We start from the raw sequence: 15800 nt of genomic DNA, 5'->3' as shown, positions 1-15800 counted from the left end.
CAACCAAGCTTATCCGAAACTATCAGAATCTTTACGGGCTCAATACGCTCTCGGGCATTATCCATCGCTGGGCGCCTAAAAGTGATAACAACGATACCGATAACTACGTTCAGTTTGTATCGGGTCAGGTCGGAGTGAATAAAAACGCACCTTTGAACCTCTATGACGACGCCTTAATGACGCGCTTGGTTCATGCCATGTCAATCATGGAAGTGGGGCGCTATTACTCAATGAGTGATGCCGCCAAAGGGGTGCAACTCGCATGACCAAACAAGAAGTAATGCAACGTCTCGCGGTTGGAATACTGACCGCGCTTATCAGCGCTTATATCTGGAAGCGCATCAACGGCTAGGAGCTAACCTCATGAAAATAGATTTAAAACAACCATCAACTAAGAAAGGGCTTGCGCTTGTGGGCGCAGGTATCGCATTGGCAACGGGTCACCCTGAGCTGCTGACGGCAAGCGTGACGCCTGAAGGTGTGCAGATGGGTGGTTTGATTGGTGTGGCAGCACCGATTTTACTTGGACTATGGGAAGCGATTCGCGACGAATTTTCGGAACTTAAGTAATGGATCTTTCAATACTCCATTTATTCTCTGAGTTAGGGTTAAAGCCTACAGAAGTTCTATTGCTTGCAATGCTTTGGCAGAACATAAAAAACACGCGAATACTCTTGAATAAGCTAGTTAGAAAAGTGACAAGCTTGGAAGCTAGAGTGTCAAGAATTGAAAGCTAGTAAGTGAACTTAAGTTTCTAAATATATTTACTTTTATATTCCACTGAATGACTATGGTAAGGTGAGATTAACAGTGGAATATAGAAGGTAGTGGTATGTCGAAATCCAAGACAAACAAGCATGGTTTGTCCAGAACTATTCCTCAAGCTATTAGAAAACAGATTCGCAAAGATTCCGGCTATGGCTGTGTAATGTGTGGTTCAATGTTTTGTGACTATGAACATATAGAGCCTGAATACAACAATGCCAAAGAACATGACCCAAAGTGTATGACGTTATTATGCGGAGCGTGCCATCATAAAGTAACAGGGCGAAGAAAATCTAAAAAAGCGGTTTGGGAAGCAAAAGCAAAGCCCTTTGCCTTGGAGCACGGTTTTGTCAAAGAACTGATTGAACCTGCGGACATTGAAAAGGTTCTTCTTGGTAATAGCTACATAGAATCCACCCAAGTAGCACTTTTGTTGCGAGATAAACCGATTCTTTGGTTTGAGAAACCTGAGGAAGAGGGAGAGCCAATACTTGTAAACGCCATTTTCTCTGACTCCAATGGGAAGCCTACAGCTTTCCTAAACCGAAATCAGTTTACGGCTTTGGTTGATGACCATGACATAAAAAGCGAGGGTACCTCGATAGAGTTTATTCCTAAGCCAAGAATGAGGTCGCTTGTTTTAAATATTGAGGGAGGGAAACCTATTCGTGTTGACCGACTAGATATGTCTTACCTTGATACCAAGTTTCAAATCAAGAGTGACCACTCTATGTATTTTGAAATGGGGAATATGCGAATGCCTATGCAAGAAATTGGTATTTCTGGGTGTGGTGTAGGTATGGTATTCGGAAGTGTACCAAGCGCCGGGTATGACCGAGTCGGTTTCAAACATAAATTTGATTTGGTTTATAGGTTAGCGCGATTTTCCCAAAAGTTTGTGGATTGTAATGGTGAACAGTTAGGTTGGTTATTGGGCAATGCAATAATAAACCGCAATTATGAGACTGTAGGGAAAGTCCTGAATGAATCAAATAGGGCGCTTGTTTACTCACTAATTGACGAATTTATCGGATATTTGTTCGTGGATGATTCTGGAAACGTCAGCGTGGAAATGGAATCGCCAGAGTATGATACTTATGAGCCAATTTGGATTAGTCCACAATCGTTAGTATCAATGAATATTCGGGCGCGTGCTGGTTTTGATATTTCGCATCGGTTATTCGGTATCAGGTTGTTAAATAACAGACGAAGTAATGACAAATTGAGCAGTTCCTCTAACTCACTCAATAACATTGTCAGTCAACCTTCTCCATTTAGGGCTTCGACAACGGATAAGCCAGTCGAAATTGGGGATAGAGTAACAGTTGACTTTATCGGATATTTAGATGGAGAACCGTTTGAAGGCGGTCAAGCTAAAGAGTTCCCACTGGTAGTTGGTCAGGGGCAAATGATAGAAGGGTTTGAAACGGCTTTGATAGGAGCTAAAGAAGGAGATACTGTGAGAGCAAACTTAACTTTTCCAAAGGATTATCATGCTCAAAACTTACAGAACAAAGAGGTCTTTTTTGAAATCACTCTTACTAAAGTCGAGAGTCCAATAGAGGTGGATTAAAAATACGTGGACAGTATGTGGACGTAAACGTCTAACATTTTAGGTTTTTTGTATTCAAGTGATTGAAAGATAAGTGTTAATTTTGGGTTTGATATGCATTAAAAAACCACCGAAAGGTGGTTTTTTTAATAGGTCGTGTCTTCTGTAATGGGTGGTTGTTTTGTAAAACTACTTCGCTAAGTCACCTTCGACAGGCGTAACTGAGCTAGCGTGATAGCCCTTTGGCCCTTCTTCTACTTCGTAATTCACTTGTTGACCCGCTTTCAGAGTACGGTAGCCATCCATCTTAATGGTGGAGTAGTGTGCGAAAATGTCACCATCCTCGCCTTCTGGACAAATAAACCCAAATCCTTTGGCGTTGTTAAACCATTTTACTGTACCTGTAGCCATGCTATACATCCCTCATGCATTTTTTGTTACTGAAGTCGCTTTGAAGACACTGACCAATTGTGTTTGCTTCTTCTTTGCTGTGATTCAAACTAACCAACCACAACCTAAGTCGTGGCTTCATCCCACATCCATCCGTTTTGAACGTGGGTTTTGCTGTAAGGGTATTCTTACTCTGTGGAGAATACCGATGCAAAACTTGTTAAATTTTAGTCACTAATTAACCACTGTAGTCAAACATTGAGCGGAGTCAATAGGAAAGTCGTATAAATAACTACATATTCTATACATATGCGCTTTGGTTTTAACAAAAGTGTAAAATCTATCTTCTGTTTGCATGAGCTTCATGTATTCTATTTATGAGGGAGGCGAAAGTTTTTTCAACTTGGCTCATATGTGACACACACTAATAGCATTGTTTTGTTTGCAGCGATACAATTGGTGCATTAGTCTCTTAATAGAGATGTTTTTTGAGTGTTGGGTCTCAGATGTTTCTAGCGACGCTTTGAGCATTGAAATTCAGCACAGTGTTTTGAAATTAAAAGAAAACTCTCAACATTTGGCCATGAGTAAAAATTTTGAATGGGTGACTCCAGACTCAGACTTACTGGAGAAAGAAAAAACTAAGGTTGAGCCGCCGGCAATGTATAACGTTGTCCTAAACAACGATGACTATACGCCGATGGACTTTGTAGTAGAAATCTTGGAACGCTTTTTTTCACTCAACGAAGACAAAGCGACTCAAGTGATGTTAGCGGTGCACTATGAAGGTAAAGCTGTCTGTGGCACCTACACATCTGAAGTCGCGGAAACGAAAGTTGCTCAAGTGACCATGTATTCAAGGGAAAATGAACACCCACTTTTGTGTACCATGGAAAAAGCCTAATTTTCGCATGAATGACGTTTGTCATTCCTTAGGAGGTACTTATGCTTAACAAAGAATTAGAATCGAGTCTTAACGGCGCATTTGCTCGTGCACGTGACAAAAGACATGAATTCATGACCGTAGAGCATCTCCTTTTAGCTTTGTTGGAAAATGACTCGGCTAAAGAGGCACTAACTGCTTGTAACGCAAATCTAGAGAATCTGCGTAATGAGCTCGACATTTTCATTGACCAAACAACTCCTCTTATCCCTGATGCCGACGACACGCGAGAAACACAGCCTACTTTAAGTTTCCAACGTGTTCTTCAACGCGCCGTATTCCATGTACAGTCTTCTGGGCGCAGTGAAGTAACAGGTGCTAACGTCTTAGTAGCGATTTTCAGTGAACAAGAGTCACATGCTGCTTATCTTCTTAAGAAAAATGACATTAGCCGTTTAGATATCGTTAATTTCATTTCTCACGGTATTACCAAAAACATCGGACCAACGGGTGACGAACCATCGAGTGGCTCGCTTGGTGGTGGTAGTGAGAATATTGAAGAAGCCAACGGTGAAGATCGTCTTGAAAGCTTTGCAACGAATCTGAACCAAGTCGCGAAAGCGGGCAACATAGACCCTCTTATTGGGCGTGATAAAGAACTTGAGCGTACGATTCAAGTGCTATGTCGTCGCCGTAAGAACAACCCGCTGTTGGTGGGGGAGGCTGGTGTTGGTAAGACCGCTATCGCTGAAGGTTTAGCTTGGAGAATCGTTGAAGGCCAAGTACCAGATGTTATCCAAAACAGTGTTATCTACTCTCTAGATATTGGCTCGCTACTTGCTGGCACTAAATATCGTGGTGACTTCGAGAAACGCTTCAAGGCGATTCTGAAGCAACTGGAAAAAGAAGATGACGCCATTCTATTCATCGATGAGATCCACACCATAATCGGTGCGGGTGCGGCTTCTGGTGGGCAAGTAGACGCAGCAAACCTTATTAAACCTCTTCTAAGCAGCGGCAAATTACGCTGTATTGGCTCTACAACTTACCAAGAGTACAGTAATATCTTTGATAAAGAGCGTGCACTATCTCGTCGATTCCAGAAAATCGATGTAGTGGAACCTTCTTTAGATGATACGACTAAGATCTTGATGGGTCTTAAGCCTAAATATGAAGAGCACCATGAGGTTCGTTACACTAATAAAGCGTTGCGTGCTGCCGTTGAATTATCAGCGAAGTACATCAATGAGCGCCATTTACCTGATAAGGCAATTGACGTTATCGATGAGGCGGGCGCTCGCAGTCGTTTGGTTCCAGTAAGCCGTCGTAAGAAAACGGTTGGTGTGGCAGATATCGAAGCGATGGTTGCCAAGATGGCGCGTATTCCAGAGAAGTCTGTATCTTCTTCAGACAAGGATATTCTTCAAAACCTTGATGACAAGATGAAGATGTTGGTCTTTGGTCAAGACAAAGCCATTGACGTGCTTTGTGAAGCAATCAAGATGACTCGCGCTGGATTGGGTAACGATGATAGACCTGTTGGGTCATTCTTGTTCGCTGGTCCAACTGGCGTTGGTAAAACGGAAGTAACCGTTCAATTATCTAAACTATTAGGTATCGAACTGCTTCGTTTCGACATGTCTGAGTACGGTGAACGTCACTCAGTAAGTCGTTTGATCGGCGCTCCTCCAGGCTATGTGGGCTATGATCAAGGTGGTTTGCTGACTGATGCAGTCATCAAGCATCCTCATTCTGTAGTATTACTGGATGAGATTGAGAAGGCACACCCTGATATCTTTAACTTGCTACTGCAAGTCATGGATAACGGTACGCTAACGGACAACAACGGTCGCAAAGCGGACTTCCGTAATGTTATCCTTGTTATGACCAGTAACGCTGGTGTTGCTGAGACTGAGAAGAAATCTATTGGTCTGATTCAGCAAGATCACAAGCCAGATGCTATGGGTGCCATTAAGCGCGTGTTCACTCCGGAGTTCCGTAACCGCCTTGATGGTATTATCTGGTTCAACAGCCTGGATGATACGGTTATACATCAAGTGGTTGATAAGTTTATTGTCGAGCTTCAAGCGCAGTTGGATTCTCGAGGCGTTTCGTTAGAAGTGTCTGATGATGCCCGCGATTGGCTTGCGATTAAGGGTTACGACAAGACAATGGGTGCAAGACCGATGGGTCGTGTTATCCAAGATAAGCTTAAGAAACCGCTGGCAAATGAACTCTTGTTTGGCTCATTGGTTGATGGCGGAACAGTGAAAGTGTCCCTTAAAGACGATGATTTAGCGTTTGAGTATGTAGGCGCTAAGGAAGAAGCAGAAGCGCATCACTAGCGCTTCTTCATCTGACTCGTTAGTTAGTCGATAACAAAAAACGGAGCCTAAGCTCCGTTTTTTTGTGTTCGATTAAACGTTGAGATTAACGAGCACGGAAGACGATGCGGCCTTTAGTTAGGTCGTATGGAGTCATCTCTACAGTTACTTTGTCACCAGTAAGGATACGGATGTAGTTTTTACGCATCTTACCAGAGATGTGTGCAGTAACTACGTGACCGTTTTCTAGTTCAACACGGAACATTGTGTTTGGTAGAGTATCAAGGACTGTACCTTGCATCTCAATTACGTCTTCTTTAGCCATTTAATCCTCTTTCGAAATGCGGCGTTTTAACGGCAGGCATTGTGCCGTTAAAATCTTAATAAGTAAAGTTGCGGTGTATTCTACCCTCGCCATCGCTGATTTACTAGCCTTTGATGACGTTGGAACCGTGTTTTGTAGTTCATTGCTGAACAATCATCGATTTGGTAGCCCAAATAGAGCCATTGTTTGTTATATCGCTGGCAGTATTCGATTTGACACAAAACAGCGTACGTGCCGAGAGATAACGCGTAGTCAGGATCGAAGAAGGTGTAAAAAGCACTGGCGCTATCAGACAGAATATCGGTGATAGCGATACCTATCAGCTTCTCATCGTCAAAGATGTGCAGATAGTGCATGGTCATCCACGAACACTGTGCAAACTCAAAAAACTCTTGTTGTCTTGGTGGATACATACTGCCTGTTGAATGACGTTTCTCAATATATCGAGAGTAAAGATCAAACCACTCTTCATCTAACGTTGGTCTTATCTCCCAGCGAAATGATTTGGTTTTGGCTAGCAGACGTTTCTGGCTCTTAGATAGCTTAAAGTCGGCGATCGCTACTCTCAGCGCATGGCAGGCACTGCAGTGGTCACATTGAGGCTTATAGATGGCGTCACCACTTCTTCTAAAACCATTCGCTAATAACATTTCGTACTGATTGGCTTCATGCAGTTCTTTTTCCAAAACAATGGCCACTCGCTCTTGTTGAGCAGGTAAGTAGCTACAATCTTGTTTGCGACTCAGACCAATTCGGATCTGTTGGACAGCCATGTTCATCAACTCATCTCCTGTTGTATAGGAAATGATAGCTCTTGTTGGGAAAAACAGGAATCTTGTACGGTTTGTTCGCGTAAATTATGCAAAGCCGCAATAAACTGTTCGCGGGTCAGTTCTTGTGCTCCTAATGAGTCCAAATGGGGGTTCATAACTTGGCAGTCGATGAGCTTGCCTCCATGGTTTTTAAAGTGATGACAAAAGTACCAGAGAGCAACCTTGGAAGCATTGGTTTCCAGAGAAAACATCGATTCGCCACAAAAGACTTGGCCAATGGAAAGTCCGTAAAGCCCACCAACTAGGGCGTTATCGCTCCAAACTTCGACGGAATGACAGTGGCCTTTTTTTGCCAACTCTCCATACGCAGAGCGCATATCTTCATTTAGCCACGTTTCTTCCATAGGTCGTGTACTTGCACAATATTCAATGACTTGCGATGTACATGCATTCATTGTGATTCGATAATCTGCTTTGCGCTGAAACTTACGCAGGCTTTTTGACGGACGAAAAAGTGAGGGATCAAACACGGCTCTTGGAGCTGGGCTCCACCATAGCAGTGGTTCATTTGGGCCAAACCAAGGGAAAACGCCATGTTGATAGGCAGACAGTAGTCGCTGTGGGTTGAGATCCCCGCCAAACGCTAGTAAGCCATTGGGTTCATCAAGTGCTTCGAAAGGAGAGGGAAATGTAAAGTCATTGCTGTCTAGTTCTGTCAAGTAGATCGTCATAGTGCTGTAATGTCGCGTTCCTTTCTATTAATTATAAGCAATACCGACTCATTTATTAGTTTTCATTAGTACTAGTTGGCTAGTACAAAGTGTCGAGATATTGACCACCTAGAGGTGTATTAGCTCTGGTGTTTACCTTGTATTTTAGTTACGCTGCAACTACCAAGAATTATTTAAGACGCTTCATTACAAGGACTGAAGTGTCTACAAAGGATTAGATTCAACTAATGGAAAGCTTAACACTCCAACCCATCCAAAAAGTATCCGGAACGGTTAACCTTCCAGGTTCAAAAAGTGTCTCGAATCGTGCTCTTTTGCTTGCTGCGCTGGCAGAAGGTACGACCACACTCACCAATCTTCTAGATAGTGATGATATTCGTCATATGCTTAACGCTCTCACCAGTTTGGGTGTCGAGTATCAGTTATCCGAAGACAAAACTCAATGCATCGTTAAAGGTTTAGGTCAACCATTCAGTGTCACCGAACCAAAAGAACTATTCCTTGGCAATGCGGGTACCGCGATGCGCCCTCTAGCGGCTGCGCTTTGCCTTGGTGAAGGCGAATATGTTCTTACTGGCGAACCAAGGATGAAGGAAAGACCAATTGGTCACTTGGTTGATGCGCTTAAGCAAGCTGGTGCGGATGTCGAATATCTAGAGGCAGAAAACTATCCGCCTCTAAAGATCGTTGGTACCGGTTTGACAGGCGGAGTGGTCAAAATTGATGGTTCCATTTCCAGTCAGTTTTTAACCGCATTCCTTATGTCTGCACCATTGGCGAAAGCCGATGTCACCATCGAAATTGTCGGTGAATTGGTATCAAAACCATATATTGATATTACTTTGCACATTATGGAGCAGTTTGGTGTCAAAGTTGAAAACCGTGACTATCAACAGTTTGTTATCAAATGCGGTCAACAATACCAATCTCCAGGCCAGTTTTTGGTAGAAGGGGATGCGTCTTCAGCCTCTTACTTCCTTGCTGCTGCAGCCATCAAGGGCGGTGAGATAAAGGTGACGGGTATTGGTAAGAACAGTATTCAGGGTGATATTCGATTTGCCGACGCGCTAGAAAAAATGGGCGCAGAGATTGAATGGGGTGATGACTACATTCTGTGTCGTAAAGGTGAATTAGTGGGTATTGATATGGACTATAATCATATCCCTGATGCTGCCATGACTATTGCTACGACGGCACTCTTTGCAAAGGGCACAACGGCTATTCGTAACGTATACAACTGGCGAGTCAAAGAAACCGATCGTCTTGCGGCTATGGCGACCGAATTGAGAAAAGTTGGGGCAACAGTAGAAGAAGGTGAAGACTATATTATCGTCGAGCCAACGGATGCCCTCAAACATGCTGCCATTGACACATACGACGATCACCGAATGGCGATGTGTTTCTCTTTAGTTGCGTTGAGCGATACGCCTGTGACGATTAATGACCCTAAGTGTACGTCCAAAACGTTCCCGAGCTACTTTGAGAAATTGGCAGATCTAAGCCAGTAAAATAGCGAACAATAACGCCCCAAGAAGAGGGGCGTTATTAGTTAGCTCTGTAGAGTAAACTCTTTCGAAAGGTGGTGTGCAAGGTATTTAAACATATTAAATACAGCCGTTGTTTTCTCGGTTGGTAGCCCTTTATCATCGAGGAAGTAGTTACCTTTGAAAACTAGGACACCGTCTTTTTCTTCGACGCTGTCTGCACGCATTCCTTCAATGAAATCATCATGTTCCTGAATGATTTGGTTGGCGATGAGCAACAAATCAAACTCTGTGATAGCGGTTTTCTGTGACATATTGATGTCCTCTATATAAAACATTACCGCGTAGTGTATGAGTGCCAACACATTTTGCAAGGACAAATATCTCGGCTATAGTTAGCAGCAATTTGTGATAAGCAACAAATTTTGGTGAATGTTGCTAGGCAACAATCTTAAATGGCGTTTAATATTGCGCCATTTTTCAAGCGATGAGTTCTATTTGATCGGACATTTGTCGAGCAATCAGAATCTAATTGCAAAAAAACTGGTTGATCTTCTTTTGTTCTCGCTCAATAGTAAAAAGAAGCATAAATTTCGAACATCGTGCGATTAAATGTCGCAATGTGATATAGGACGTTAGTGTCATTATGGGAAAGTCACTGGTTATAGTGGAGTCACCCGCTAAGGCTAAAACCATTAACAAATACCTCGGTAAAGACTTTATAGTGAAGTCGAGTGTAGGTCACGTGCGTGACTTACCAACTGCAGGGCAAAGTACTGGTAAAAAAGCAGCAGCTGTCTCTACAAAAGGCTTAAGTGCTGAAGAAAAAGCACGCATTAAAAAAGAAAAAGACCGCAAAGCGCTAATTAAAAAAATGGGTATTAACCCATATGATGATTGGGCAGCAAATTATCAAGTATTGCCTGGCAAAGAAAAAGTGGTTGCCGAGCTACAAAAGCTTGCGAAAGACGCTGACCATGTTTATCTCGCAACCGATTTGGACCGCGAAGGAGAGGCTATCGCATGGCACCTTCGTGAGATCATCGGTGGCGATGAAGAGCGATATAAACGAGTAGTATTTAACGAAATTACCAAAAACGCGATCCAACAGGCATTCCAAGATCCTGGCGAACTGAATATGGATGGCGTGAATGCACAGCAAGCACGACGTTTCTTAGATCGTGTTGTTGGCTTTATGGTGTCTCCGCTTCTTTGGAAGAAGGTTGCACGAGGCTTATCTGCAGGTCGAGTACAGTCAGTTGCGGTTAAGCTTCTAGTAGAGCGCGAGCGTGAAATTAATGCGTTTATCCCAGAAGAATTTTGGGATATTCATGCGGATACCAAAACCTCGGATAAAACAGATTTCCGTCTGCTAGTCGCTCAAAAAGCGGGTAAGGCGTTCAAACCATCTAATGAAACAGAAGCGCAAGCGGCTGTTTCTGTATTGGACAAGGCGACGTACGAAGTTTGTAAGCGTGAAGACCGTCCAACTCAAAGTAAGCCATCAGCACCTTATATCACTTCTACACTGCAACAGGCGGCAAGTACGCGCCTAGGTTATGGTGTTAAAAAGACCATGATGTTGGCTCAGAGATTGTATGAAGCGGGCTATATTACCTATATGCGTACCGACTCTACCAACTTGAGTGCAGAAGCCGTTGATGCAGTCCGTGGCTATATTGATAGCGAATTTGGTGGCGCATATCTTCCTGAAAAACCGAACTTCTACGGAAGCAAAGAAGGTGCTCAGGAAGCGCACGAAGCGATTCGCCCTTCCGATGTTAACGTGAAAGTTGATGATCTTTCAGGTATGGAAGCCGACGCTCATAAGCTATATGCACTTATCTGGAATCAGTTCGTTGCTTGTCAAATGACACCAGCGAAGTACGATTCAACAACCATCAGCGTGAAAGCCGACGAGTATACGTTGAAAGCGAAGGGCCGCATTCTTAAGTTTGATGGTTGGACTCGTGTTCAGCGTCCAATGGGCAAAAACGAAGACGCAATCCTTCCTGCAGTGCAGCTGGGTGATAAGCTTGACCTTGTTGCGTTAGATCCTAAGCAACATTTTACCAAGCCACCTGCACGTTACACCGAAGCGGCTTTAGTTAAAGAGCTTGAGAAACGTGGAATTGGTCGTCCTTCAACTTATGCATCGATCATCTCAACGATTCAAGATCGTGGTTATGTAAAAGTTGACCAACGTCGTTTCTATGCTGAGAAGATGGGTGAGATAGTGACTGATCGTCTTGGTGACAGCTTTACCGATTTGATGAACTACGACTTTACTGCTCGTATGGAGCAGAAGCTCGATCAAATCGCTGAAGGTGACGCAAGCTGGAAAAACGTATTGAACGAATTCTTCGAAGAGTTCACTACTGATTTAGGCAAAGCTGAGCAAGACGAAGAACATGGTGGTATGAAGCCAAATCATATCGTTATGACAGAAATTGAGTGTCCTACATGTTCACGCCCTATGGGTATTCGTACTGCGTCAACTGGCGTATTCTTGGGCTGCTCTGGCTATGCTCTACCACCTAAAGAGCGTTGTAAAACGACAATTAACTTGGGTGATGAAGAAGGCATAATTAACGTTCTTGAAGAAGACGTTGAAACGGCGGCTCTACGCGCTAAGAAACGTTGTCCGATATGTGAAACAGCAATGGACGCTTATCTGATTGATGATAAGCGTAAGCTTCATGTTTGTGGTAATAACCCAAATTGTGAAGGTCATGTGGTTGAACAGGGCGAGTTTAAAGTTAAAGGTTATGATGGCCCGACGGTCGAGTGTGACAAGTGTGGCTCTGAAATGGTACTTAAGAATGGCCGTTTTGGTAAGTACATGGATTGCACCAGTGAGACCTGTAAAAACACCCGTAAGATCCTTAAAAATGGTGAAATAGCGCCTCCTAAGGAAGACCCTGTTCATTTCCCAGAGCTTCCTTGTGAAAACTCGGATGCATACTTTGTACTGCGTGATGGTGCATCAGGCCTATTTATGGCTGCGAGCAACTTCCCTAAATCTCGTGAGACTCGCGCACCGCTTGTGAGTGAGCTTGCGAAATACAAAGAACGTTTATCGCCGAAGTTCCACTATCTTGCGGATGCACCAACAGAAGATCCAGATGGTAGACCGACGGTAGTTCGTTTCAGTCGTAAGACTAAAGAGAATTATGTTCGTTCTGAAGTCGACGGTAAACCATCGGGTTGGACGGGGTTATATGTTGATGGTAAATGGGAAATTACCGATAAGCGTAAAAAGCCTAAAAAATAATCTCTGAACTTTCTAATTAACAGCACTCATTTGAGTGCTGTTTTTTTATCCTCACTATTAAATCCTTCATTTTGTAAATGACTGTATATATTTAGCACATTCATTATCTTTATATATCCATTGGACTGGTCATAGCAGTTTAGCTTATTGTTTTTCAGGCAGTTTTCACCAAAGTGTGTTTAAGGTGAATTGCATGTTAACAATATGTGTTGATAAGGTGATGTCGGTATGCCATTCTGTGACCAAAGGCATAAGTTTTGATGCAACTGTGTTTAATGCTAAATAATGCGTCATGATGCATTGTAATCTTATTTCAAAACGATAATTTAGATAAAAACCATATTAAAATAATGGTTGGCTCAAGGCTAATAATTAAACAACTTGGCCTCAAAACTATTTTATATACAAGATTCAACGTTTGAATGGTCGATGAAATTATCGACATTGTCATCCGTTAATAAAGAAGTCGGGTCCCCCCAAGTATAATTTAACGACTCGACAATAAATGGAAAAAAGCTGTAATAAAACGGAGATATCAATGGCTGGTGTATTGGGAATGATTCTTGCTGGTGGAGAAGGCTCTCGCCTACGTCCTTTAACCGAATCACGTAGCAAACCTGCGGTACCATTTGGAGGGAGCTATCGTCTGATTGACTTCGCTCTGAACAACTTTATCAATGCTGACTTAATGCGAATTTATGTCCTCACTCAATTTAAGTCTCAATCGCTCTATCAACATATGCGTAAGGGTTGGAATCTAACGGGAATCACCGATCGATTCATTGACCCTATTCCTGCACAAATGCGTGATGGTAAACGTTGGTATGAAGGTACTGCGGATGCGATTTATCAAAACGTTCGTTTTATTGAGTTGGCCAATCCTGAGCACGTATGTATCTTTGGTTCTGACCATATCTATAAAATGGACATTCGTCAGATGCTCGACTTTCACAAACGCAAAGAAGCGAAGCTAACCGTTTCGGCACTTCGTATGCCATTAGCGGAAGCGTCAGAATTTGGTGTGATTGAAGTTGATGAAGATGGCAAAATGATTGGCTTTGAAGAAAAGCCACAAAATCCAAAATCAATCCCTGGTCACCCTGATATGGCGTTAGTGTCTATGGGTAACTATATCTTCGAAGCAGAAAGTCTTTGCAATGAGCTACGTATAGATGCCGAGAATACGGAGTCTAGCCATGATTTTGGTAAAGATATCATTCCTAAAATGTTCCCTGAAGGTGATGTCTACGTTTATGATTTCTCTACCAACAAAATCAGTGGTGAGAAAGACACTACTTACTGGCGTGACGTAGGTACGATCGACTCGTACTGGGCGGCTCATATGGACCTACTTCAAGAAGACGCTCAGTTCTCGCTATACAACCGTAAATGGCCGCTTCACACTTATTATCCACCGTTACCGCCAGCAACGTTCGTGGACGCTGAGCATCAAAAAATCAAAATTACTGACAGCTTGATCGCTGGTGGTAGTTATGTCCGTGGCTCATCAATCTATCGCTCTGTTTTAGGCTTTAGAAGTAACATTGCAGCTGGTTCTGTAGTGAGTGAATCTGTTATCCTAGGTGACGTTAAGATTGGTGCTGGTTGTACAATCAAGCGCGCGATCATTGATAAGAATGTAGAAATTGCCCCTGGGACCGTGATTGGTGAAGATCTTGAGTTGGACGCGAAGCGTTTCCATGTCTCCCCAGGTGGCGTTGTAGTCATCAAGAAAGGGATGAAAGTTGGATTCTAAAATGCGAAACATAGATGTATGGTTTCCAGTTTCAGAAGCGCAAGGACTTGTAAAAAGTGGAGGCTTGGCAGACGTTGCCAAGGCTCTGCCTAAAGCTCTGCAAGAACTGGGTAAGAACGTAGCCATTACTTTACCCGGTTACCAGTCACTGCCTAACAAAGAACAGTATGAGTTTGTTCTAGCTACGGAGTTAGAGCACTGGCCACATACCCCATACCAAGTTAAGAAAACGCAACTCGACGGCGTTGATGTGTTCGTGATCGAATGTGATCGATACTTCGATAGGCCAGAATTGTATGCTGAGCACAATCGAGCTTATGCTGACAATGGCGAACGATTTGGTTTCTTTGCGGCAGCGAGTTTGGATGTGTTACCGAAACTCGGTATTCGACCTTCTATCGTTCATGCCAACGACTGGCATACTGGGTTGATCCCATTCCTGCTTAAAACACGCTACGCTGATGACGAGCGTTTTGCTGGAATGAAGTCAGTACTAACGGTTCACAATGCTATTTTCAAAGGCATCTTTTCCTACAGTCAGCTGGAAATTATTCCGGAACTTCATCTCTCTGGAATGGAATTTCTACAGTATGGTGACGGTTGGGTAAGTACACTTCGTGCAGGCATCGCTTTTGCAGATAAAATCAACGCAGTAAGCCCTAACTATGCCGCTGAGCTAGTGACACCTTTAGGTTCGCATGGTTTGGTAGACGATTTTGTTCATCGTTCCAAAGATCTTCATGGCATCGTTAATGGCTGTGACTACTCAGAGTGGAACCCTAAGCTTGATGACTTTCTACCGGTCAATTACGACGACGAATTAGAGAGTATGCTAAATGGTAAGCTCGCAGCTAAGCAGGCATTGCAAAATGAGCTATCACTGCCAGAGCGCAATGTTCCAATGGTTGGTATGGTATGTCGATTGACTCACCAAAAAGGCTTTCATTACATATTGCCAATATTGGATAAGTTTCTGAAAAACGATGTTCAGGTTGTCATTATCGGAACTGGTGAGCCACAAATCGCTTCCCACCTTAACGATATTGCTGAGCAGTTCTCTGATAAGTTGGCGTTTGTAGAGGCGTATAGCAACCGATTTGCCCATTTAGTGGAGGCAGGCTCAGACTTTTTCCTAATGCCTTCTGAATTTGAAGCATGTGGTCTGAACCAAATCTACAGTATGGCTTATGGTACCTTGCCTATTGTACGTAAAGTTGGTGGGTTAAAAGATACGGTAATCGACTTTGATGACAATCCGCAGCAGGCAACGGGCTTTGGGTTTGATGAACCTTGCCATGACGCGCTGTTGATTGTCTTACAGCGAGCGCTTCTGTTCTATTTGCAACACCCAGAAGATATGCGTGAGATGCAACTTCGAGCAATGCGCAAAGACTTTAGTTGGATAGAATCTGCCAAGGAATACATCAAAATGTATAATTTGGCCCTTGAAGCCTCACATTGCTAATATCATTGGAAGAGCGGCGTAATGCCGCTCTTTTATATGCACTTATTGGCATTTTTTGACACAATTGGAAATCATTTT

At 43.2% G+C, this 15800-nt stretch carries 13 protein-coding genes and 1 pseudogene; 9 read left to right on the top strand and 5 right to left on the bottom strand.

What is annotated here, in order from left to right; translation table 11 throughout:
• The 3 genes and pseudogenes from AWH66_RS14375 to AWH66_RS14365 all read left to right on the top strand — a co-directional run.
• Positions 1-266, top strand: a pseudogene (locus AWH66_RS14375) (structural protein); the annotation flags it as partial.
• A 97-nt stretch (positions 267-363) separates the two neighbouring features.
• Positions 364-570: a hypothetical protein gene (locus tag AWH66_RS14370; protein ID WP_063604371.1), complete on the top strand. Its 207-nt coding sequence runs from the start codon at positions 364-366 to the stop codon at positions 568-570.
• A gap of 262 nt (positions 571-832) precedes the next feature.
• On the top strand, positions 833-2338 hold the full coding sequence (locus AWH66_RS14365; RefSeq protein ID WP_063604372.1) for an FKBP-type peptidyl-prolyl cis-trans isomerase: 1506 nt from the start codon (positions 833-835) through the stop codon (positions 2336-2338).
• A gap of 168 nt (positions 2339-2506) precedes the next feature.
• Here AWH66_RS14365 and cspD read toward each other — a convergent pair whose 3' ends face one another.
• Entirely contained in the window at positions 2507-2728 is a 222-nt protein-coding gene (gene cspD / locus AWH66_RS14360; protein ID WP_042476908.1) for a cold shock domain-containing protein CspD, read from the bottom strand.
• A gap of 562 nt (positions 2729-3290) precedes the next feature.
• Between cspD and clpS the strand changes: the two genes are divergently transcribed.
• Together clpS and clpA are read left to right on the top strand one after the other, a co-directional pair.
• Complete coding sequence (clpS, locus tag AWH66_RS14355) at positions 3291-3611, top strand: ATP-dependent Clp protease adapter ClpS (protein WP_031494481.1); 321 nt, start codon at positions 3291-3293, stop codon at positions 3609-3611.
• A gap of 41 nt (positions 3612-3652) precedes the next feature.
• Positions 3653-5935, top strand: coding sequence for an ATP-dependent Clp protease ATP-binding subunit ClpA (clpA, locus tag AWH66_RS14350; RefSeq protein WP_006075346.1), 2283 nt, complete (start codon positions 3653-3655; stop codon positions 5933-5935).
• A gap of 85 nt (positions 5936-6020) precedes the next feature.
• Here clpA and infA read toward each other — a convergent pair whose 3' ends face one another.
• From infA to aat, 3 genes are all read right to left on the bottom strand, one after another.
• Positions 6021-6239 carry a translation initiation factor IF-1 gene (gene infA / locus AWH66_RS14345; RefSeq protein WP_006075347.1) on the bottom strand — a complete coding sequence of 73 codons (219 nt, stop codon included), beginning with the start codon at positions 6237-6239 and terminating at the stop codon, positions 6021-6023.
• 80 nt (positions 6240-6319) lie between these two features.
• Positions 6320-7018 carry an arginyltransferase gene (locus tag AWH66_RS14340; RefSeq protein ID WP_063604374.1) on the bottom strand — a complete coding sequence of 233 codons (699 nt, stop codon included), beginning with the start codon at positions 7016-7018 and terminating at the stop codon, positions 6320-6322.
• Positions 7018-7743: a leucyl/phenylalanyl-tRNA--protein transferase gene (gene aat, locus AWH66_RS14335; protein ID WP_063604376.1), complete on the bottom strand. Its 726-nt coding sequence runs from the start codon at positions 7741-7743 to the stop codon at positions 7018-7020. Before aat ends, AWH66_RS14340 begins: the two co-directional genes overlap by 1 nt.
• Positions 7744-7970: 227 nt before the next feature.
• Here aat and aroA point away from each other — a divergent pair, with 227 nt between their 5' ends.
• Positions 7971-9251, top strand: coding sequence for a 3-phosphoshikimate 1-carboxyvinyltransferase (gene aroA, locus AWH66_RS14330; protein ID WP_063604377.1), 1281 nt, complete (start codon positions 7971-7973; stop codon positions 9249-9251).
• Positions 9252-9292: 41 nt separating this feature from the next.
• Here the strand turns inward: aroA and AWH66_RS14325 are convergent, their stop codons facing one another.
• Positions 9293-9541, bottom strand: coding sequence for a YciN family protein (locus AWH66_RS14325; RefSeq protein WP_063604379.1), 249 nt, complete (start codon positions 9539-9541; stop codon positions 9293-9295).
• A 332-nt stretch (positions 9542-9873) separates the two neighbouring features.
• Between AWH66_RS14325 and topA the strand changes: the two genes are divergently transcribed.
• The 3 genes from topA (at position 9874) to glgA (ending at position 15722) form a co-directional block, all read left to right on the top strand.
• Positions 9874-12501, top strand: coding sequence for a type I DNA topoisomerase (topA, locus tag AWH66_RS14320; protein ID WP_063604380.1), 2628 nt, complete (start codon positions 9874-9876; stop codon positions 12499-12501).
• 538 nt (positions 12502-13039) lie between these two features.
• Positions 13040-14257, top strand: coding sequence for a glucose-1-phosphate adenylyltransferase (glgC, locus tag AWH66_RS14315; protein WP_063604381.1), 1218 nt, complete (start codon positions 13040-13042; stop codon positions 14255-14257).
• Position 14258: 1 nt separating this feature from the next.
• Positions 14259-15722 carry a glycogen synthase GlgA gene (gene glgA, locus AWH66_RS14310; protein ID WP_063604382.1) on the top strand — a complete coding sequence of 488 codons (1464 nt, stop codon included), beginning with the start codon at positions 14259-14261 and terminating at the stop codon, positions 15720-15722.
• Positions 15723-15800: the final 78 nt, after the last annotated feature.

This window comes from Vibrio barjaei (genome assembly GCF_001639065.2).
In the GTDB taxonomy this organism is placed as follows: Bacteria; Pseudomonadota; Gammaproteobacteria; order Enterobacterales; family Vibrionaceae; genus Vibrio; species Vibrio barjaei.
This window is presented reverse-complemented; position numbering and strand designations above follow the sequence as displayed.

What these genes read in the sequence shown, in the direction of transcription:
- clpS (WP_031494481.1), top strand. Translation starts at nt 3,291, where the DNA reads ATGAGTAAAAATTTTGAATGGGTGACTCCAGACTCAGACTTACTGGAG.
- aroA (WP_063604377.1), top strand. Translation starts at nt 7,971, where the DNA reads ATGGAAAGCTTAACACTCCAACCCATCCAAAAAGTATCCGGAACGGTT.
- glgC (WP_063604381.1), top strand. Translation starts at nt 13,040, where the DNA reads ATGGCTGGTGTATTGGGAATGATTCTTGCTGGTGGAGAAGGCTCTCGC.
- clpA (WP_006075346.1), top strand. Translation starts at nt 3,653, where the DNA reads ATGCTTAACAAAGAATTAGAATCGAGTCTTAACGGCGCATTTGCTCGT.
- glgA (WP_063604382.1), top strand. Translation starts at nt 14,259, where the DNA reads ATGCGAAACATAGATGTATGGTTTCCAGTTTCAGAAGCGCAAGGACTT.
- AWH66_RS14370 (WP_063604371.1), top strand. Translation starts at nt 364, where the DNA reads ATGAAAATAGATTTAAAACAACCATCAACTAAGAAAGGGCTTGCGCTT.
- infA (WP_006075347.1), bottom strand. Translation starts at nt 6,239, where the DNA reads ATGGCTAAAGAAGACGTAATTGAGATGCAAGGTACAGTCCTTGATACT.
- aat (WP_063604376.1), bottom strand. Translation starts at nt 7,743, where the DNA reads ATGACGATCTACTTGACAGAACTAGACAGCAATGACTTTACATTTCCC.
- cspD (WP_042476908.1), bottom strand. Translation starts at nt 2,728, where the DNA reads ATGGCTACAGGTACAGTAAAATGGTTTAACAACGCCAAAGGATTTGGG.
- AWH66_RS14365 (WP_063604372.1), top strand. Translation starts at nt 833, where the DNA reads ATGTCGAAATCCAAGACAAACAAGCATGGTTTGTCCAGAACTATTCCT.
- topA (WP_063604380.1), top strand. Translation starts at nt 9,874, where the DNA reads ATGGGAAAGTCACTGGTTATAGTGGAGTCACCCGCTAAGGCTAAAACC.
- AWH66_RS14340 (WP_063604374.1), bottom strand. Translation starts at nt 7,018, where the DNA reads ATGAACATGGCTGTCCAACAGATCCGAATTGGTCTGAGTCGCAAACAA.
- AWH66_RS14325 (WP_063604379.1), bottom strand. Translation starts at nt 9,541, where the DNA reads ATGTCACAGAAAACCGCTATCACAGAGTTTGATTTGTTGCTCATCGCC.